The 17858-nt window shown below is 73.2% G+C and carries 15 protein-coding genes, 2 pseudogenes and 1 riboswitch; of the genes and pseudogenes, 10 read left to right on the top strand and 7 right to left on the bottom strand.

Annotation, left to right across the window (positions count from 1 at the left end):
- Window positions 1–88 precede the first annotated feature (88 nt).
- The gene (locus ACZZY9_RS05150; protein ID WP_192058886.1) at window positions 89–1075 is read right to left on the bottom strand and encodes an aldo/keto reductase; all 987 of its coding nucleotides are present in this window, start codon (window positions 1073–1075) and stop codon (window positions 89–91) included.
- A 157-nt stretch (window positions 1076–1232) separates the two neighbouring features.
- Between ACZZY9_RS05150 and ACZZY9_RS05145 the strand changes: the two genes are divergently transcribed.
- The gene (locus ACZZY9_RS05145; RefSeq protein ID WP_243215700.1) at window positions 1233–1685 is read left to right on the top strand and encodes a VOC family protein; all 453 of its coding nucleotides are present in this window, start codon (window positions 1233–1235) and stop codon (window positions 1683–1685) included.
- Window positions 1686–1732: 47 nt separating this feature from the next.
- Here the strand turns inward: ACZZY9_RS05145 and ACZZY9_RS05140 are convergent, their stop codons facing one another.
- Both ACZZY9_RS05140 and ACZZY9_RS05135 read right to left on the bottom strand, forming a co-directional pair.
- Window positions 1733–4117 carry a carboxypeptidase regulatory-like domain-containing protein gene (locus tag ACZZY9_RS05140; RefSeq protein ID WP_463463237.1) on the bottom strand — a complete coding sequence of 795 codons (2385 nt, stop codon included), beginning with the start codon at window positions 4115–4117 and terminating at the stop codon, window positions 1733–1735.
- A 276-nt stretch (window positions 4118–4393) separates the two neighbouring features.
- Window positions 4394–4534: a hypothetical protein gene (locus tag ACZZY9_RS05135; protein WP_192058878.1), complete on the bottom strand. Its 141-nt coding sequence runs from the start codon at window positions 4532–4534 to the stop codon at window positions 4394–4396.
- Window positions 4535–4719: 185 nt separating this feature from the next.
- Here ACZZY9_RS05135 and ACZZY9_RS05130 point away from each other — a divergent pair.
- Both ACZZY9_RS05130 and ACZZY9_RS05125 read left to right on the top strand, forming a co-directional pair.
- Window positions 4720–6098: pseudogene (locus tag ACZZY9_RS05130) on the top strand (MFS transporter).
- 248 nt (window positions 6099–6346) lie between these two features.
- Window positions 6347–6736, top strand: a complete 390-nt coding sequence (locus ACZZY9_RS05125; protein ID WP_463464641.1) for a thermonuclease family protein — start codon at window positions 6347–6349, stop codon at window positions 6734–6736.
- A gap of 47 nt (window positions 6737–6783) precedes the next feature.
- Here the strand turns inward: ACZZY9_RS05125 and ACZZY9_RS05120 are convergent, their stop codons facing one another.
- A complete protein-coding gene (locus tag ACZZY9_RS05120) occupies window positions 6784–8940 on the bottom strand; it encodes an MMPL family transporter (protein WP_463463236.1) in 2157 nt (718 codons plus the stop codon).
- Between the two features lie 89 nt (window positions 8941–9029).
- On the opposite strand from ACZZY9_RS05120, the gene ACZZY9_RS05115 reads away from it, so the two are divergent.
- From ACZZY9_RS05115 to ribH, 6 genes and pseudogenes are all read left to right on the top strand, one after another.
- A complete protein-coding gene (locus ACZZY9_RS05115) occupies window positions 9030–9659 on the top strand; it encodes a MarR family winged helix-turn-helix transcriptional regulator (RefSeq protein WP_463463235.1) in 630 nt (209 codons plus the stop codon).
- Window positions 9660–9691: 32 nt separating this feature from the next.
- Entirely contained in the window at window positions 9692–11116 is a 1425-nt protein-coding gene (locus ACZZY9_RS05110; protein WP_463463234.1) for an L-serine ammonia-lyase, read from the top strand.
- A gap of 183 nt (window positions 11117–11299) precedes the next feature.
- Window positions 11300–12067 carry a pentapeptide repeat-containing protein gene (locus ACZZY9_RS05105; RefSeq protein ID WP_463463233.1) on the top strand — a complete coding sequence of 256 codons (768 nt, stop codon included), beginning with the start codon at window positions 11300–11302 and terminating at the stop codon, window positions 12065–12067.
- Between the two features lie 85 nt (window positions 12068–12152).
- A riboswitch (FMN riboswitch) is annotated at window positions 12153–12290 on the top strand.
- Between the two features lie 194 nt (window positions 12291–12484).
- Window positions 12485–13237, top strand: a complete 753-nt coding sequence (locus ACZZY9_RS05100) for a riboflavin synthase (protein ID WP_463463232.1) — start codon at window positions 12485–12487, stop codon at window positions 13235–13237.
- A pseudogene (gene ribB / locus ACZZY9_RS05095) lies at window positions 13234–13902 on the top strand (3,4-dihydroxy-2-butanone-4-phosphate synthase); the annotation flags it as partial. The gene ACZZY9_RS05100 and the pseudogene ribB, both read left to right, overlap by 4 nt.
- A gap of 101 nt (window positions 13903–14003) precedes the next feature.
- The gene (gene ribH, locus ACZZY9_RS05090) at window positions 14004–14486 is read left to right on the top strand and encodes a 6,7-dimethyl-8-ribityllumazine synthase (RefSeq protein WP_192058862.1); all 483 of its coding nucleotides are present in this window, start codon (window positions 14004–14006) and stop codon (window positions 14484–14486) included.
- A gap of 74 nt (window positions 14487–14560) precedes the next feature.
- On the opposite strand, the gene ACZZY9_RS05085 is transcribed toward ribH, so the two are convergent.
- The 3 genes from ACZZY9_RS05085 to ACZZY9_RS05075 form a co-directional block, all read right to left on the bottom strand.
- Complete coding sequence (locus tag ACZZY9_RS05085) at window positions 14561–15364, bottom strand: dienelactone hydrolase family protein (RefSeq protein ID WP_463463231.1); 804 nt, start codon at window positions 15362–15364, stop codon at window positions 14561–14563.
- 73 nt (window positions 15365–15437) lie between these two features.
- Window positions 15438–15995, bottom strand: a complete 558-nt coding sequence (locus tag ACZZY9_RS05080; protein WP_192058858.1) for a TetR/AcrR family transcriptional regulator — start codon at window positions 15993–15995, stop codon at window positions 15438–15440.
- Between the two features lie 66 nt (window positions 15996–16061).
- Window positions 16062–16517: a GNAT family N-acetyltransferase gene (locus ACZZY9_RS05075; RefSeq protein WP_463463230.1), complete on the bottom strand. Its 456-nt coding sequence runs from the start codon at window positions 16515–16517 to the stop codon at window positions 16062–16064.
- Window positions 16518–16831: 314 nt separating this feature from the next.
- Here ACZZY9_RS05075 and ACZZY9_RS05070 point away from each other — a divergent pair, with 314 nt between their 5' ends.
- On the top strand, window positions 16832–17830 hold the full coding sequence (locus ACZZY9_RS05070; RefSeq protein WP_463463229.1) for a carbohydrate kinase family protein: 999 nt from the start codon (window positions 16832–16834) through the stop codon (window positions 17828–17830).
- The last annotated feature ends 28 nt before the right edge of the window (window positions 17831–17858 follow it).

Raw genomic sequence — 17858 nt, 5'->3', positions numbered from 1 at the left:
TCGTGGCGGGGTGGCGGGGTGGCGGGGTGGCGGGGTGGCGGGGTGGCGGGGCGACGGAGCGAAGGCCGAGCCGGCGTCGGCGCCCGCGCTACTCGTCGACGGTCGACATGTCGGCGTAGCGGGCGCCCTTCGGCGCGGCGACGTCGTCGAGCTGGTGCAGCTGCTCCTCCGAGAGCACGATCTCGTCGGCGGCGACGTTCTCGTCGAGGTACGCGCGGCGCTTCGTGCCCGGGATCGGCACGATCCCCTCGCCCTTCGCGAGCAGCCAGGCCAGCGCGACCTGTCCGGGCTTCGCGCCGACGGCCCGGGCGACCTCGTCGACCTGCTGCACGATCCGCACGTTCGCCTCGAGGTTGTCGCCCGAGAAGCGGGGCGCGAAGCGTCGGAAGTCGTCGGGCGCGAGCTCGTCGACCGACCGGATCGTGCCCGTCAGGAACCCGCGGCCGAGCGGCGAGTAGGGCACGAAGCCGATGCCGAGCTCACGGACGGTGGGGATGATCTCGGCCTCGGGCTCACGGCTCCACAGCGACCACTCGGTCTGCAGGGCGGTGATCGGGTGCGTCGCGTGGGCACGGCGGATCGTCTCGGGCGCCGCCTCGGACAGCCCGAGGAACCTCACCTTGCCCGCGGTGACGAGCTCGCCCATGGCCCCGACGGTCTCCTCGATCGGCACCTGCGGGTCGACGCGGTGCTGGTAGTAGAGGTCGATGTGGTCGATGCCGAGACGCTTCAGCGATCCGTCGACCGACCTGCGCACGTACTCGGGGCGACCGTCGACCGTCCGCTCGAGCCGCGCCTCCTTGTCCGTCACATTGCCGAACTTCGTGGCGACGACCGCCTGGTCGCGCCGACCCTTGAGGGCTCGCCCGAGCAGCTGCTCGTTCGTGTGCGGACCGTACATGTCGGCCGTGTCGAGCAGGGTCACCCCGACGTCGAGCGCCCGGTGGATGACCCGGACCGACTCGTCGTCGTCCGTGCTGTTGCCGGTGTAGAAAGCGGACATGCCCATCAGGCCGAGGCCCAGGCGTCCGACGTCGAGGCCGCCGTCGACCTGGCCGAGTGTCGTGTTCTTCATGACGTCGAGACTGCACCCCCGAACCGACCGGCCGCACAGGCTCGCCGACGGCGAGCGCACCGCACGCCGCAGGCCTTGACCCCCGCCCGCACCGGGGCCATGCTGACCCCACGACCGGCGGCACCGGGCCTCCGGCACGATGGGAACCAGGTGCGTGATGCCCACGATGATCTTCGTCAACATCGCCGTCGACGACCTCGAGGCCTCGAAGGCCTTCTACGAGGCGCTCGGATGGTCGATCAACCCCGCCTTCACCGACGCGAACGCGGCCTGCATCGTCATCAGCGACACCATCTACGTCATGATCCTCGTCAAGCCGTTCTTCCAGCAGTTCACGAGCAAGCAGATCGTCGACGCGACCGTCGGCAACGAGATGCAGCTCTCCGTCAGCGCTGAGAGCAAGGACGAGGTCGACGAGATGCTCGCCAAGGCGCTCGCCGCCGGCGGCACCGCGTCGGGCAGCCAGGACTTCGGCTTCATGTACAGCAAGTCGTTCGACGATCTCGACGGCCACCACTGGGACGTCATGTGGATGGACGAGGCCGCTGCGGCCGGGGGCGGGCCGACCCTCACCGACGAGGAGCTGCGGGCGGGCATCTCCACGACCTGAGCCGAGGAGGCGCGGTGCCGGTCGACCCGGCACCGCGCCTCCCGAGATCACTCCCGTTCCGCGGCTCCGGCGCGGCGGCGCACGGCCGCCCCCGCGGCCAGCACGAGACCGAGTGCGATCAGGCCGCTCGCGAGACCGATCGGCAGAGCGGGATCGGAGCCGGTGAAGGCGAGCCCGCCGTCCGCGACGGGCACGAGTGGCACGGCGCCGACGCCCGGCACGACGACGAGCGTGCCGAGCGAGATGTCGTCCGTTCCGGTCGTGAAGGAGGCGACCGGGGTGCCGTCGACGACCAGCCGGTAGGTGGTGTCGGGGGTCAGTCCGGTCAGGACGAAAGCGCCGGCGTCGTCGGTGGTGGCCGTCGCGACGGGGTCGACGGGGTCGGTGGTGTCGGCGGGCAGCACCTCGACCCGGGCGTCGGACACCGGGGCGCCCTCGACGTCGAGCACCGTCCCGCTGACCGACACGACCTCGGGGAGGGGTGCCGGGGTCGGTTCGGGGCTCGGGACCGGGCTCGGGACCGGGGTCGGGCCGGGCGTGGGTTCGGGGCTCGGCTCCGGAGTCGGGCCGGGCGTGGGTTCCGGGCTCGGTTCGGGGTCGACGGGTGCGGCGGGCTGTTCGAGTTCGAGGGGCGGGTTGGGGTCGCCGGCTGCGGGGGTGGTGAACTCGATGGGTCGGTCGGTGTCGCCGTCGACGATGATCGTGTAGTCGGTCTCGGGGGTGAGGTCGGGTGCTTCGAAGGCGCCGGTGTCGTCGGTGGTGGTCTGGACCGCGACGTCCTGGGTGTCGGTGTCGATGATGGTGATCGGGGTGTCGGTGACGGGTTCGCCGGTGTCGTCGGTGATGGTGCCGACGATGTCGACGGAGTCCGGTTCCGGGTCGACGGGTGCGGCGGGCTGTTCGAGTTCGAGGGGCGGGTTGGGGTCGCCGGCTGCGGGGGTGGTGAATTCGATGGGTCGGTCGGTGTCGCCGTCGACGATGATCGTGTAGTCGGTCTCGGGGGTGAGGTCGGGTGCTTCGAAGGTGCCGGTGTCGTCGGTGGTGGTCTGGACCGCGACGTCCTGGGTGTCGGTGTCGATGATGGTGATCGGGGTGTCGGTGACGGGGTCGCCGGTGTCGTCGGTGATGGTGCCGACGATGTCGACCGTGTCCGGTACGGGGTCGACGGGTGCGGCGGGCTGTTCGAGTTCGAGGGGCGGGTTGGGGGCCCCGGCTGCGGGGGTGGTGAATTCGATGGGGCGGTCGGTGTCGCCGTCGACGATGATCGTGTAGTCGGTCTCGGGGGTGAGATCGGGTGCTTCGAAGGAGCCGGTGTCGTCGGTGGTGGTCTCGATCGCGACGTCCTGGGTGTCGGTGTCGATGATGGTGATCGGGGTGTCGGTGACGGGTTCGCCGGTGTCGTCGGTGATGGTGCCGACGATGTCGACCGTGTCCGGTTCGGGGTCGACGGGTGCCGTCGTGGCCGAGAAGGCGAAGTCGAGGTCGGCCCGGTCGCCCGCTACCAGCGAGAAGTCCTGCGTCGTCGCACCCGACGAGCCGTCGGGCGGGGTGATCGTGACGGTGTAGCCGGGTGCCGCGGTCAGGGCGGGGAAGGCGTAGCGCCCGTCGGCGTCGGTCGTCGTGGTCGCGACGACGCGTCCGGTGGCGTCCGCGACCGTCACCGCGCCTCCTTCGTACGGCGTCGTCGTGCCGTCGACGGTGCTCTGCGCGACACCGGATGCGGCGAACGTCTTCGTCGCGAACCAGGTCTGGTAGATCGGTCGCCCCGAGCGCTGCTGGTACGTGATGGTCAGACTCGACAGTGCGACGGTCGGGCTGAACCAGCCGGTGGCGCCCTCGGTGTCCGCTGCCGCCGCGTTGCCGGTCAGGGTCGCGGTGGCCGGATCCCAGCTCGGCACGTCGCCGGTGCCGCCGCCGGCGCACGAGGGGCTGCCGGCCAGCCCGCACGAGTTGTAGACGCCCTGGAACCCCAGGGCGTCGGAACCGACGGGCGCTCCCTCGGCGTCCAGCGCGGTGATCGTCGCCTGGTCGGCGTCGACGTCGCCCAGCACGAACGACCAGCCGGCCGTGGGGGTGGCCGAGGCGAAGGTGTACGTGGTGACCGAGGCGGCCTGCGGGGTGGGGGAGTCGCGCATGGGCCGGAGGTTCAGGTACGTGGTGCCGCGACTGGTGCCGTACTCGAGGCCGGGCGGGGTGTTCGGACCCTGCCAGCCGCTCGCACCGCTCGGGACGGTCGCCGACGAGGCGTTCGTGGTGAAGGACGTCGCCGGGAACCCGCCGTCGAGCGTCATGGTGCCGACCGAGCCGGTGCCGGACGCCAGGCGCTCGACCGTGAAGTCCCCCCAGTCGCCGCCTTGCGCCGCGGAGGCGGTGGTCACCCCGCCGAGCGCCGTCGCGACCGAGACGAGGACGGCGACGCCTGCGGCGGCCATGCGGCGTCCCGTGCCGCGGCGGGGTGATCTCGAGCCGAGGAGGCGCGGTTCGGCTGGTGCGGACTTCTCGCGGCTCAAGGCTGCTCCCGTCGGGAGCGACCCCCGGCCGCCCCAGTCTGCGAGGCGTCCTGATACGCGCCGCGAAACCGACGTTAGTTCAATTCCTGCCGGAGCGCGCGCCTCCGGGCGGTCGACGACGGCGACGCGGCACCGTCGACCGCACCCGCGAGGGTGAGGCGCACGGTGCCGCTCGTCGTCAGGCGTCATCCTGGAGCGCTACGAGCGCTTCTTCACCTTCGAGACCGCGTCCTCCGCGTGGCTGGCGACGTCGCGCTTGCCCTTCTTGTCGGCGCGCTTCTCCTTGAGGGAGCGGACCGCCGTCTTCGCGCTGTCCTTCTTCGCTGATTTCTCTGCCATGGTGTCGCCTCCGTACCTGGACCTCGATGGCCCGGTCGCTGGAGCCTAGGCGTGCGGGGGGCTGCGGGGCGCACCGGCAGGCGGGTTGGCAGCTTCGGGGCCTCGCCGTGTCGGCGGCTGCCGCTACCGTGGTCCCCGCCCGACCACCCCGCCCGAGCACCCCGCCCGATCCCCGAGAGACCGACATGAGCGACGACCTCACCGCCCCCGCGACCGCGCGTCCGCCGGGTGCGGCCCCCACCCGCAGCGAGCGTCTCGACGACCTCCCCTTCACCTCGAAGCACCGACGCCTGCTGGCGGGCTCCGGCATCGGCTGGGCCCTCGACGCGCTCGACGTCGGGCTGCTCTCGTTCGTCATCGCTCAGCTGGCCGTGGTGTGGAGCGACCAGGCCGGGCAGCTCGCCTGGGTCGCCTCGGCCGGGTTCGCCGGCATGGCGATCGGGGCGGCCGTCGGCGGTTCCCTCGCCGACCGCCTCGGCCGCAAGACGGTCTTCGCCCTGACCCTGCTGCTCTACGGGCTGGCGACCGGCCTGTCGGCGCTGTCGTGGTCGGTCGGCGTGCTGCTCGTGCTGCGCTTCGTCGTGGGGCTCGGTCTGGGCTCCGAGCTGCCCGTCGCCTCGACGCTCGTCAGCGAGTTCTCGCCGCGGCGCATCCGCGGCCGGGTCGTCGTGCTGCTCGAGGCGTTCTGGGCCGTCGGCTCGATCGGCGCCGCCCTCGTGGGGTACCTGGTCATCCCGACCAGCGACGACGGCTGGCGCTGGGCGCTGCTGATCGGGGCCGCGCCCGCCCTCTACGCCGTCTTCGTGCGGCTCCGCATGCCCGAGTCGGTGCGATTCCTCGAGTCGAAGGGCCGGCACGACGAGGCCGAGCGCACCGTCCGCGGCTTCGAGGAGGCCGCGGGGGTGCCTGCGCCCGCCCAGCCGGCCACCGAGCCGTCCGCGGCCGCGGCCGCGCCGACCCGCGCCTCCTGGTCGCAGCTCTTCGGGGCGGGCATGGCGCGCCGCACGATCGCGATCTGGGTCGTCTGGTTCATGACGAACTTCTCGTACTACGGCGCGTTCGTCTGGCTGCCGACCCTGCTCGTCGCGGCCGGGTTCCCGCTCGTGCGGTCGTTCGAGTACGTGCTGATCATCACGCTCGCGCAGCTGCCGGGCTACGCGGTCTCGGCCTGGCTGATCGAGAGGTGGGGGCGCCGAGGCACCCTCGCGTCGTTCCTGCTGGGGTCGGCGGTGGCCGCGGGGTTCTTCGGCTTCGGAGCGGTCAGCGGCAGCGTCGCGCAGATCCTGATCTCGGGCATGCTCCTGTCGTTCTTCAATCTCGGCGCGTGGGGTGCGCTCTACGCCGTCACCCCCAGCTCTACCCGACGGCTCTGCGCGGCACCGGCGCCGGGTGGGCCGCGGGCGTGGGGCGCATCGCGTCGATCGTCGCGCCGCTCTCGGTGCCGCCCGTGCTCGCCCTCGGGGGTCCGCCCACGCTCTTCGTGCTGTTCGGCGCGGTGTTCGTGGTCGGTGCCCTGGCGGCGACGCAGCTGCCCGAGCTGCGCGGAACCCGGTTGGCCGGATGAGCGTCCGGCGGCGGCCCGCCGGGTCGCGGCGGATGCTCGGGCGTCGCCGTCCGCTGACGCGGCGGAGGGCTCTCGGACTCCTCGTGGTGCTGCTGGCCGGGGTCGTCCTCGTGGCGTTCCCGCGCCTCCTCGGCGATGGGGCGGGCGTCGATCCGGCGGGCGGATCCGCCGGTGGTCCAGGAGGCGCGGGTCGAGAGGCCGTCCCGACCAGCGTCCCGTCCGGTGCGGCCGAGGCCGTCGTCGAGCGCGTGGTCGACGGCGACACCGTGGTCGTCCGGGTGCGCGGCGAGCGTGAGCGGATCCGGCTGATCGGCGTCGACACCCCGGAGACCGTCAAGCCCGACGCGCCCGTCGACTGCTTCGGGCCCGAGGCGAGCGCCGAGACGACCGACCGGCTGCCCGAGGGGGCCACGGTCTGGCTCGAGTCGGACGCCTCGCAGGGCGACGCCGACCGGTACGACCGGCTGCTGCGCTACGTCTGGTCGCCGGACGGCACGATGCTCAACGAGCACCTCATCGCCGACGGCTTCGGGCGCGAAGACACGTACGACGACCCGTACCGCTACCGCGACCGGTTCGTGGCGGCCGAGGCTCGTGCCGAACGCGACCGCATCGGGCTCTGGGGCGCCTGCCGCTGACGCGTGTGCGTCAGCGGGTTCGGCGGGTTCCCGTCATCCGCGGCGGGTCAGCGCTGACCCGCCCCCGATGACACCGACCCGCCGATACCCGGGTCGCCGGCCCGCCGCAGTCCGGGCCACCAGAACCGATCGCCCAGCAGGAAGACCAGGGCCGGCACGAGCACGGTCCGCACCACGAGCGTGTCGAGCAGCACGCCGATGCAGACGATCACGCCCACCTGCGTCAGCGCCACCACGGGCAGCACCCCGAGCACGGCGAAGACGGCCGCGAGCAGGATGCCCGCGCTGGTGATCACGGCCCCCGTCGAGGCGAGTGCGCGCACCATGCCCTCGCGGGTGCCGTGCACCAGCGCCTCCTCGCGGGCACGGGTCGTCAGGAAGATGTTGTAGTCGACCCCGAGCGCCACCAGGAACAGGAACGCGTACAACGTCACGGCGGTGTCGAGAGCAGGGAACCCCAGCACGTTCTGGAACAGCCAGGTCGACGCCCCGAGGCTCGCGAAGAACGTCGCCAGCACCGACGCGATCAGCAGCACGGGGGCGACGAGCGAGCGCAGCAGCAGGGCGAGGATGACGAACACGATCGCGAGGATGATCGGCGCGATCAGGTCGATGTCGGCCTGCGCGGCGACCTTCGTGTCGAATGCGGTCGCGTCGCTGCCGCCGACCAGCGCCTCCGACGCGGCCCCATCTCCTGCGCCCGCGCCGTCGGCATCGGCGTACGCCGTCCGCAGCCGGTCGATCGTCGCGAAGGCCTCGTCGCTCTCGGGCTCGGCCGTCAGCTGCAGATCGATGCGGGTCAGCCCGTCCGAGGACTCCCCGGTGGTCGCGGACTCGACGCCCGCGGTGTCGGCGGCCAACGCCGTGGCGGCGTCGGCCGAGTCCGTCGGCACGAGCACGACCGTCTGGCTGGTCAGCCCGGCCGAGAACGACTCGTCGACGATCACCTGCGCCGACACGGACTCGGGGTCGCCGAGCAGCTGGTCGGTCTGCGACAGTCCGACGGCGTAGCCGCCGAGCCCGAGGCAGAGCACGCCGATGCCCGCGACGGCCGACACGGCCACGACGGCCGGACGACGCGAGACGCCGCGACCGAGTCGATCCCAGAAGCCGCGGCGCGGGGCCGCGTGGTGGGTCGCGCCTCCTGCTGATGTCTGCGGGTGGTCGACGGCCTCCGAGGAGGCGCGGGGCACGAAGGGCCAGAAGAGCCCGCGACCGCAGACCACCAGTGCCGCCGGCAGCGCCACGAGGGCGAAGACGATGGCGATGACGACGCCGACCGCGCAGGCGAAGCCGAGGGCGCGGTTGCCCGACAGCGACGCGAGCAGCAGGGTCAGGAGGCTCAGGGCGACCGTGCCGCCGCTCGCGGCGATCGCGGGCCCGGCGCTCGTGACGGCGGTGCGCATGGCGCGGTGCCGGTCGGGTTCGCGCAGCAGCTCCTCGCGGTAGCGGGCGACGAGCAGCAGGGCGTAGTTCGTGCCGGCGCCGAAGACGAGCACCGAGAGGATCCCCGAGATCGACGCGTCGATGGTGATGCCGAGGGGCTCGGCCAGGGCGGCGGCGACACGACCGGCGAGCGCGTCGGCGGCGCCGACGACGGCGAGGGGGACGATCCAGAGCACGGGGCTGCGGTACGTGACGATCAGCAGCAGGGCGACCACGATCACGGTGACGAGCAGCAGTCGGAAGTCGGCGCCGGCGAAGGCGTTCGCGATGTCGTCCTGGAACCCGACGGGGCCGGTGAGCGACGCCTCGAGGCCGGCGGGGAGATCGGCGCCGGCCGCGTCGCGGAGCGCCGTCGCCGTGCCCGCGACGTCGGCGTCGGCCGCGTCGGCGTCGAGCGGAACGACGATAAGCGCGGCCGTCCCGTCGTCGCTGATCTGGGGCCGGACGGCCTGCGGCGTGGTCGACAGCTCGGCGAGGGCGGAGGCGCGGGCCGAGATCGCGTCGAGCGCCCGGTCGTCGAGGGTGTCGCCCCCGTCGCTGAAGACGAGGATGCCGACGGTCGTGTCCGAGCTCGGGAACCGCTCGAGCAGGGCGGTCACCTCGGCGGACTGGCTCGAGGCGGGCACGCCCGAAGGAGGCGCGGCGTCGCCCTCGCTCGACGGCAGGAAGGCGAAGAGGAGGGCCACGGCCACCGCGGTGGCGACCAGGACGGCCCATGCGGTCCGACGGCCGCTGACGAATCGGGCGAGTGTGCGCACGGAGAATCCTTCGGTTACTGAATGTCTTAGCGGCTAAGACTATTGCAGATCACAGGGGCGTGCGCCACAATCGAGACGCAGGAGGTCCGATGCCCGACCCGACCCACCCCACGACGTCCCCCGTGCCCGCAGGGCGGCCCGCGAGCGCCGACGCCGCGCGGCCCGTGCCGCCCGACGGGGCCCGCCCGGCCGACCGGCAGGTGCGGCCCGACCGCTCGCCGTTGGCCGACGACATCGTCACCCACATGCAGCGCCTCACGACCGAGTCGCAGAAGGTGGCGCAGGCCTTCGCGACCCAGCACGGTCTCGGGCACATCGACCTGGAGGCGCTGCTGCACGTCATGCAGGCCGAGCGCGGCGGCGACCCCGTCACGGCGGGGCGGCTCGGCGAGCTGCTCGGCGTCACGTCGGGTGCCGCCACCGGGGTCATCGACCGCCTCGAACGCGTCGGTCATGTGCAGCGCAGCCGCGACGACGCCGATCGTCGCCGCGTGCTCGTCCGCTACTCTGACCGCGCGCGTGCCGTGGCGGGCGCCTTCTTCGGGCCGCTCGGCGTCATGAGCGACCGCGTCATGTCCGGGTTCGACGAGGGGAAGCTCGAGACGGTCCGCCGGTTCCTCGACGGGATGTCGGGGGCGATGGCCGAGCGTGCGCGTGAGGTGGGCGGCGGGGCGCAGCCGACCCGCGCCTCCTCGGCTGGTGTCGCCGGCAGCGGGTAACGTCGTCCGGGAACTCGGAAGGCAGGTGGCACGTGACCGACCACGTCTCGGCGCTCGACCTCTTCTCGATCGGCATCGGCCCGTCGAGCTCGCACACCGTGGGGCCCATGCGGGCCGCCCGGCAGTTCCTGCTGGCCGTCGAGGCCGACGGGCGTCTGGCCGACGTCGCACGGGTCGAGGCCGTGCTCTACGGCTCGCTCGCCGCGACCGGTCTCGGGCACGGCACCCCGTCGGCGGTGCTGGCCGGTCTCGCGGGCATGGACCCCGAGTCGTGCGACCCCGACGTGGTCACCGGCATGCAGGCCTCGGTCGAGCACGGCGGCGGTCTGCGTCTGCTGGGTCGTCACCAGATCGCGTTCGCCCCTAACGACCTCCGCATGGCGCCGCTCACGCGCATGCCCCGTCACCCCAACGCCCTGAGCGTCGAGGCCTTCGACGTCGAGGGCTCGAGCATCGCCCGCGAGGTCTACTTCTCGGTCGGCGGCGGTTTCGTCGTCCGCGACGGCGACGACGAGCACGCGGTGCCGACGGCCGAGGCGCCCTTCGCCTTCGTCGACGCCGACGACCTCCTCCGACTCTGCGACGCCGAGGGGGCGTCGATCGCCGAGCTGGCCTGGCGCAACGAGGTCGCGCTGCACGGTGCCGAGGCGGCCTCGGCCGGTCTCGACGCGCGGTGGGCCGCGATGCGGGCCTGCGTCGACGCCGGTCTCGAGGCGACGGGGGTGCTCCCGGGCTGGATGAAGGTGCCGCGGCGCGCCCGGCAGTTCGCGTCGATGCTGCGTCAGCACGAAGAACGGGCGACGAGCTACGCCCTCGGCGGCTCCGCGATCGACCAGGGCCGCGCCTCCTCGCTGCTGGCCTCCGATCTGCCCGCTCAGTGGCTGCAGGCCTACGCGATGGCCGTCAACGAGGAGAACGCCGGCGGCGGGCGGGTCGTCACGGCGCCGACCAACGGGGCGGCGGGCATCATCCCGGCGGTCGCGTACTACGCGATGCGGTTCCACGGGGCGACCGATCACGAGCTGGCGCGCACCTACCTCCTGACTGCGGCCGCGATCGGCTCGCTCTACAAGCGCAACGCCTCGATCTCGGGTGCAGAGGCCGGCTGCCAGGGCGAGGTCGGGTCGGCGTCGTCGATGGCGGCCGGTGCGCTGACGGCTCTGCTCGGCGGCACCCCGCGCCAGGTCGAGAACGCCGCCGAGATCGCGATGGAGCACCACCTCGGCCTCACCTGCGACCCCGTCGGCGGGTTCGTGCAGGTGCCGTGCATCGAGCGCAACGCGATCGCCGCCGGCACGGCCGTCGCGGCGACCCGCATGGCGCTGCTGGGCGACGGCAGTCACGTGGTCAGCCTCGACACCGTGATCGAGACGATGCGCCAGACCGGTCGCGACATGAAAGACAGCTACAAGGAGACGAGCCGGGCGGGTCTCGCGGTCAACGTCATCGAGTGCTGAGTTCGTGCTGAGTCGCGTCCCGCACGCCCATGAACCGCGTTCGCGAAGATGAACCGCGATATATCCCGGTTCATCGTCGCGAGCGCGGTTCTTCGTCACCGGTCGCCGGGCCGAGTCGACCCACGCGGGCCGTCCTGCCGAGGAGGCGCGGGTGATGTCGGCGGCCGCCGCTAGCCTCGTCGCATGACACCGCCTCGCCGCTCCGCCGCCCGTTCCGTCGCGTCGGTCGAGCACGGCACCGACGCCCCGCGCCTCGACCCGGTCGACCCGCGGGGCCTCGTCGACGTCGGCTCGGACGGCACCGGCACCGGCACCGGCATCGACCAGCCCGGCATCGACCAGCCCGGCACCCTCCACCCCGGCACAGACCTTCCCGGGCCGCACGACTCGCGCGAGCTCGAGCGCTACATCGGCGCCGACCTGACCGACCGCGACCTCGAGGGCACGTCGTTCAGCGAGTGCGTCTTCGATTCGCCCCGCCTCGGCGCGGCCCGGCTGCGCGGGGCGCGCTTCGTCGAGTCGGTGCTCAGCGACTCCTTCGCCCCCGAGCTCGCGGCGTCGCGCAGCACCTGGCACGACGTGCGGGTCGAGCGACCGCGGTGGGGCTCGGCCGAGCTGTTCGACGCCGATCTGCGGTCGGTCCGCATCGTCGGCGGCAAGATCGACTACCTCAATCTGCGCGGCGCGCGCCTGACCGACGTCGTCATCGAGGGGTGCAGCATCGGCGAGCTCGACCTCGGCGGGGTCACGGCGCTGCGGGTCGCGCTCGTCGACTGCCGGGTCGGCACGCTCGACGTCACCCGCGCCTCCTTGGCTCACACCGACCTGCGCACGACGTCGTTCTCGCGAATCGACGGTCTCGCCGGTCTCAGCGGTGCCACGATCGACGACGATCAGCTGTCGATGCTCGCCCCCGTCCTCGCCGCGCATCTGGGGCTCGTCGTCGACTGATCGAGGGCGGCCAGTCGCGCGGTGCTACGCCCACGTCGAACAGCCGGGATCGCCGGGGCGCCCGGTGCTATCGTGCAGGCAGAGCAACGCGCTCCGGGGTCAGTGCAAATCTGAACCGGCGGTCATAGTCCGCGACCCGAGGCACCTCGTCACCGAGGCGCCGAGGTTGAACCGGTGGAATCCCGGTACCGACGGTCATAGTCCGGATGAGAGGCAGCGCGGGCCCGACCACTCGTCAGCGAGCGGTGGGCCGTTGCGACCCTGCGTCGCGTCCCCGGAGTTCACCACGACCGGAGGACGACATGACACGCACCACCGCAACCACCGCGCGATGCGCCGCGACGGCGTTCGACGGCCCCGTCGGGGCTCAGCCCCTCACCGGGTCCGCCGCGATCGTGCGCGGGGCGGTGCGCTGACGTGTTCACGGGTCTGGTCGAAGAGCTCGGCAGCGTCGTCCGCATCGACGACCAGGGCGACAGCGTGCGGTTGACGGTGCGCGGCCCTCTCGCGGTCGCCGACGCCGACCACGGCGACAGCATCTCGGTCAGCGGGGTGTGCCTCACCGTCGTCGAGCACGACGACGAGACGTTCACCGCCGACGTCATGCGGCAGACCCTCGCCATGAGCACCATCGGGTCGTTCGGCCCGGGCGACGCCGTCAACCTCGAGCGGGCGGCACGGGTCGGCGACCGCCTCGGCGGGCACATCGTGCAGGGCCACATCGACGGCACCGCGCGGGTCGTCGAGATCGAGGACGGCGAGGCCTGGCGTCGCGTGCGCTTCGACCTCGCCGACGATCTCGCACCGCTCCTGGTCGACAAGGGATCCGTCACGCTCGACGGGGTCAGCCTCACGGTCAGCGCCATCAGCGAGCCGGGGGCCCCGAGCGGGTGGTTCGAGGTCAGCCTCATCCCCGAGACGCTCGCCGTGACGACGCTCGGCGCGAAGACCGTCGGCGACGCCGTCAACGTCGAGACCGACGTGCTGGCCCGGCACGTCCGCCGCATGCTCCGGCTCGACGCGATCGCAGCGCCGGTCGCGCCCGCTGCTGCTGCTCCTGCCGCACCCGCCGCTGCTGCCGCACCCGCCGCTGCTGCCGCACCCGCCGCTGCTGCCGCACCCGGCCTCCTCACCGCTGCCGACCCGTTCGTCGGCGAGGCTCGACCGTGACCGGGCTGCCGACCGCGTCGACCGAGGAGGCGCGGGTCGGCCCGACCACGCCCCTCGCGTCGATCGAGACCGCGCTCGAGCACCTCCGGCGCGGTCGACCCGTCATCGTGGTCGACGACGAGTCGCGCGAGAACGAGGGCGACGTCGTCCTCTCGGCCGAGCTCGCCTCGCAGGAGTGGCTGGCCTGGACGGTGCGCGTCTCGTCGGGCTTCGTCTGCGCCCCGATGACGAACGCGGAGGCCGACCGGCTCGACCTGCCCCCGATGGTCGCCCGCAACGAGGACGACCGCGGCACGGCCTACACGGTCAGCGTCGACGCGGCGACCGGCGTGACCACCGGGATCAGCGCCTCCGACCGGGCCACGACCCTGCGCGTCCTCGCGTCGGCGTCGAGCGTCCGCGACGACCTGCACCGCCCCGGTCACGTCATCCCGCTGCGGGCACGCGACGGGGGAGTCCGCGAGCGAGACGGCCACACCGAGGCCTCGGTCGACCTGATGAAGGCGGCGGGGCTGCGTCCGGTCGCCGCCATCAGCGAGATCGTGGCCGACGACGGCGAGATGATGCGCCTCCCCGGCCTGCTCGAGCTCGGCACCCGGGAGGGCGTCCCCGTCATCACCATCGCCGCGCTGATCCTGTGGCTCGGCGACCGCGACCTCTCGGCTCCGGACTCGACCGACACCACGGACACCACGGACTCGACCGGCAGCACCGGCACCACCGACATCACCGACACGACCGACACTCTCACCGAAGGAGACCGCGCATGAGCGGCGAAGGCTCACCCACCGAACTCGAGGTCGACGGGACGGGCGTGCGCGTCACGATCGTCGCCGGCACCTGGCACCAGACGATCAGCGACGGCTTGCTGGCCGGAGCGCTCGCCGCGGCCGAGCGGCTGGGCGCCACGGCCACCGTGCTGCGCGTGCCGGGCAGCTTCGAGCTGCCGGTCGTCGCGAAGGCGGCCCTCGAGTCCGGGGCCGACGCGGTCGTGGCGCTCGGCGTGATCATCCGCGGGGGCACGCCGCACTTCGAGTACGTGTCGGACGCCGCGACCTCCGGGCTCCTGCGGGTCAGCCTCGACACGGGCAAGCCCGTCGGCTTCGGGGTGCTCACCCTCGACGACGAGCAGCAGGGGCTCGATCGCGCCGGTCTGCCCGGCTCGAAGGAGGACAAGGGCGCCGAGGCCGCCCACGCCGCCATCGCCACCGCCGTGCAGCTGCGAGCCCTGGCCGCGCCCCGGCCCTGACCCCCGAGGGTCAGGCCCCCCCCGAGGGGTCAGGCCCCCGAGGGTCGGGCCCCCGCTGGTCAGACCCCTGAGGGCTAGGCGAGCACCTCGTCGAAGAAGGTGCGCATCTGCGCCCACGAGCGTCGATCCGCCACGGCCTGGTACTGCGCCCCGTGCTCGGGCGAGTCGACCTCGGGTACGGCGAACGCGTGCATGGCGCCGCTGTAGGTCACGATCTGCCAGTCGGGCGCGCCCGCGTTCCGCAGCTCGTCCTCGAACGCGACGACGGCCTCGTCGGGGACGACCGGATCGGCCGAGCCCGTCATCACGAGGATCGGCGCGCTGACCGCACCGGGCAGCGCGGGTGCACCGGTCGACAGACCGCCGTGGAACGCCGCGACCCCGGCCACGGGCGCGCCGGCCCGGGCGAGTTCGAGCGCCGCCGATCCGCCGAAGCAGTAGCCCATCACGGCGATGCGCTCCGGGTCCACGCCGGGCTCTGCGCGCAGCCGTTCGAGGCTGGCGAGGAGGCGTGCGCGAAGGGCAGGCACGTCGCCGTACCAGCGGCCCGCTTCGGCGGCGGCGCCGTCGGGCCCGGGGCGGACGCCCTGGCCGTAGACGTCTCCGGCGAGGGCGACGTAGCCGAGCCGGGCGAGCATCTGCGCGCGCACCTTGACGTGGTCGACGACACCGAACCAGTCGTGCAGCACGAGCACCGCGGGGCGCAGCTCCGACTCCGAGGAGGCGCGGGGCGGCGTGGCGAGGAACCCTTCGAGATCGGTCGCGCCGTCCCGGTACACGACGTCGCCCGATTCGACGCCTCCCGGGTCGGGCACGGTCGCCAGCAGACGCTCGAGGTCGGGGGAGAGGGTGGTCATGGGTGCTTCGCTGTCGGTCACGCCGTCACGGTACTCCGGCCCGCTCGACCGTCGCCGCGCCTCCTCGGCACGCCGCCGGCTGAACCACGTCGCGTCAGCCGACGAGCCGGGTGACCGCCTGCCGCACGACCTCGCAGCGGCGTTCGTGCGGCCCGGTGTGCAGATTCGACGCGTCGGGGGTGACGAACCAGGCGAGCACGAGGCCGAAGACCATCGTCAGCAGCTCGTCGGCGTCCCACTCGGAGGGGATCGCGCCGGCCTGCTGAGCCTCACGGACCGCCCGTCGACGGTCTTCGAGCTGATCGTGGTCGACGACGCCGGGGCTGGGCAGCGACACCCCCTCGATCTGCCCCCAGAGCAGCAGGCGGGCGTCGTCGGGGTGGGTGGCGAGGTGGTCGTAGAGGCGGGAGGCCCAGCGGGGCAGATCGTGGGCGTCGAAGGGGATGGCGGCGAGCCAGCGATCGATGCTCTCGCCGAGTGTCGCGTCGAACAGCTCGCGCTTGGTGGCGAAGTGCGCGTAGAGCCGTTCTTTGCTCGCCTCGGCCTCGCGGGCGATGGTGTCGATGCGGGCCCCGGCGAGACCTCGGGCGGCGAACTCCGAGCGTGCGGCCTCGAGCAGGCGCTCTCGCGGAGGTGTGGGGCGACGGGGCATCCCCAGATCATATGGCCGTCGTGCGGTGCCCTGTGCACGACCCGGAGCGGCCGAGGAGGCGCGGTGTCAGCGGCCGCCGCCGGTCGCGTCGGCCGAGCGTGCCATCGGCACGTGCGGGATCTCGTCTTCGATGAACTCGGCGCCGTCGAGCACGAACCCGAACCGCGCGTACCAGTCGGCGAGGTGCGCCTGGGCGTCGAGCCGCACGAGCCGCCCCGCGCACCGGTCGAGGGCCAGGCCCATCAGCTGGGCGGCCAGGCCGCGACCTCGCGCCGTCGCGGCCGTGGCGACCCGCCCGATGCGACGGTCGTCGCCGTCGTGCAGCAGGCGGAGGGTGGCCGCCACCCGGCCGTCGACCTCGGCCCAGACCATCGTGGTGTCGGGCTCGACGTCGCGCCCGTCGAGCTCGGGGTAGGCGCACCGCTGTTCGACGACGAAGACGTCGACGCGCAGCTTCAGCAGCTCGTAGAGGGTGACGGGCGGCATGTCGGCGAGGGGCGCGGTGTGGAGGGTGACGTTCACGGGATCAGGGTATCGGCGGCCCCCGACACCGGAGCGCGACGTCCTCTCTCCCGGTGACGCGCCTTCTGTACCCCCGCCTCGTACCCCGATTCCCCGGGCGGGTGCGTCGCTCCGGCGGCTGACGGCACCAGCGGGTGAAGCTGACGGGGGTAGACGGGTGATTCTCCCCCCTCGGCCTCACATCCCGGCCCGGGGCGTGATGGTCTTGTACGTCGTCTGGACCCGACCCGACCCACCCGGCCCGACCGACCCGACCGATCCGACTCCGACCGACCGACCCCGGCGCGAACGCGTTCGCGCCCCGTGGAAGACGCATGTCCCCCGACCACTCCGACCCCCTCGCCCCGTCCGACCCGGCGGCCCCGCTCGATCCGACCGATCCGATCGATGTCCTCGACACGGCCGATCTGCTGAGGTCCGCGGGCGAGCCGCGGACCCGGGTGGTCGTCTTCGGTGACGTGCTCGACGACGTCATCGTCACCGCCGCGACGCCGGCGGCGAAGGGCACGGACACGGAGGCGCTGATCCGGCACCGGGCGGGTGGCGCCGCGGCGAACACGGCAGCGTGGCTCGGTTCGCTCGGCGGCGAGGTCGATTTCGTCGGGCGGGTCGGGGTCTCGGACCGGCACCGGCACGCGCAGCTGCTGGCGGACGCCGGGGTGCTGCCCCGGCTGAGCTACGACGCCCACGACTCGACGGGCACGGTCGTCATCACCGTGGAGGGCGAGGTGTCGTCGATGTTCACCGACCGGGGAGCGAGCGCCGCACTCGATCCCGACGACGTGCCCGACGGCCTGCTCGAGTCCGCGGCCGTGCTGCACGTCACCGGCTACTCGGTGGTGCACTCGCGCACTCCCGTGCCGCTCCGTCGCCTCATGACCAGAGCGCGCGAGGCGGGTGCGGCGGTGTCGGTCGACCCGGGCAGCAGCGGGTTCATCGGCCGGTTCGGCGTCGCGGCGTTCCTCGACGCGATCGACGGAGCCGATCTGCTCTTCGCGAGCCCGGACGAGGGCCGTCTGCTGACCGGTCTCGACGACGAGCACGGGATCGCCACGGCCCTCGCCGAGCGCTTCGGCGTGGTCTGCCTCGTGCAGGACGACGGAGGCGCGGTGCTGGCCCGACACGGACGCTCGGTCGTCGACGTGCCCTCGGTCACGACCCGCGTGGTCGACCCCGTGGGCGTGGGCGACGCGTTCGCCGCCGGGTTCATCGACTCGTGGCGGACGACTCGCAAGCCGGGCGTCGCAGCCCGTCGGGGCGCCCGCGCCGCGGCCCGGGCCTTCGCCGTCGCCGGAGGCCGCCCGCCCGCCTGACGCCGACCGCGTCGGGGCCCGGCCGCGC

This window comes from Frigoribacterium sp. AC394 (genome assembly GCF_979258095.1).
This window is presented reverse-complemented; position numbering and strand designations above follow the sequence as displayed.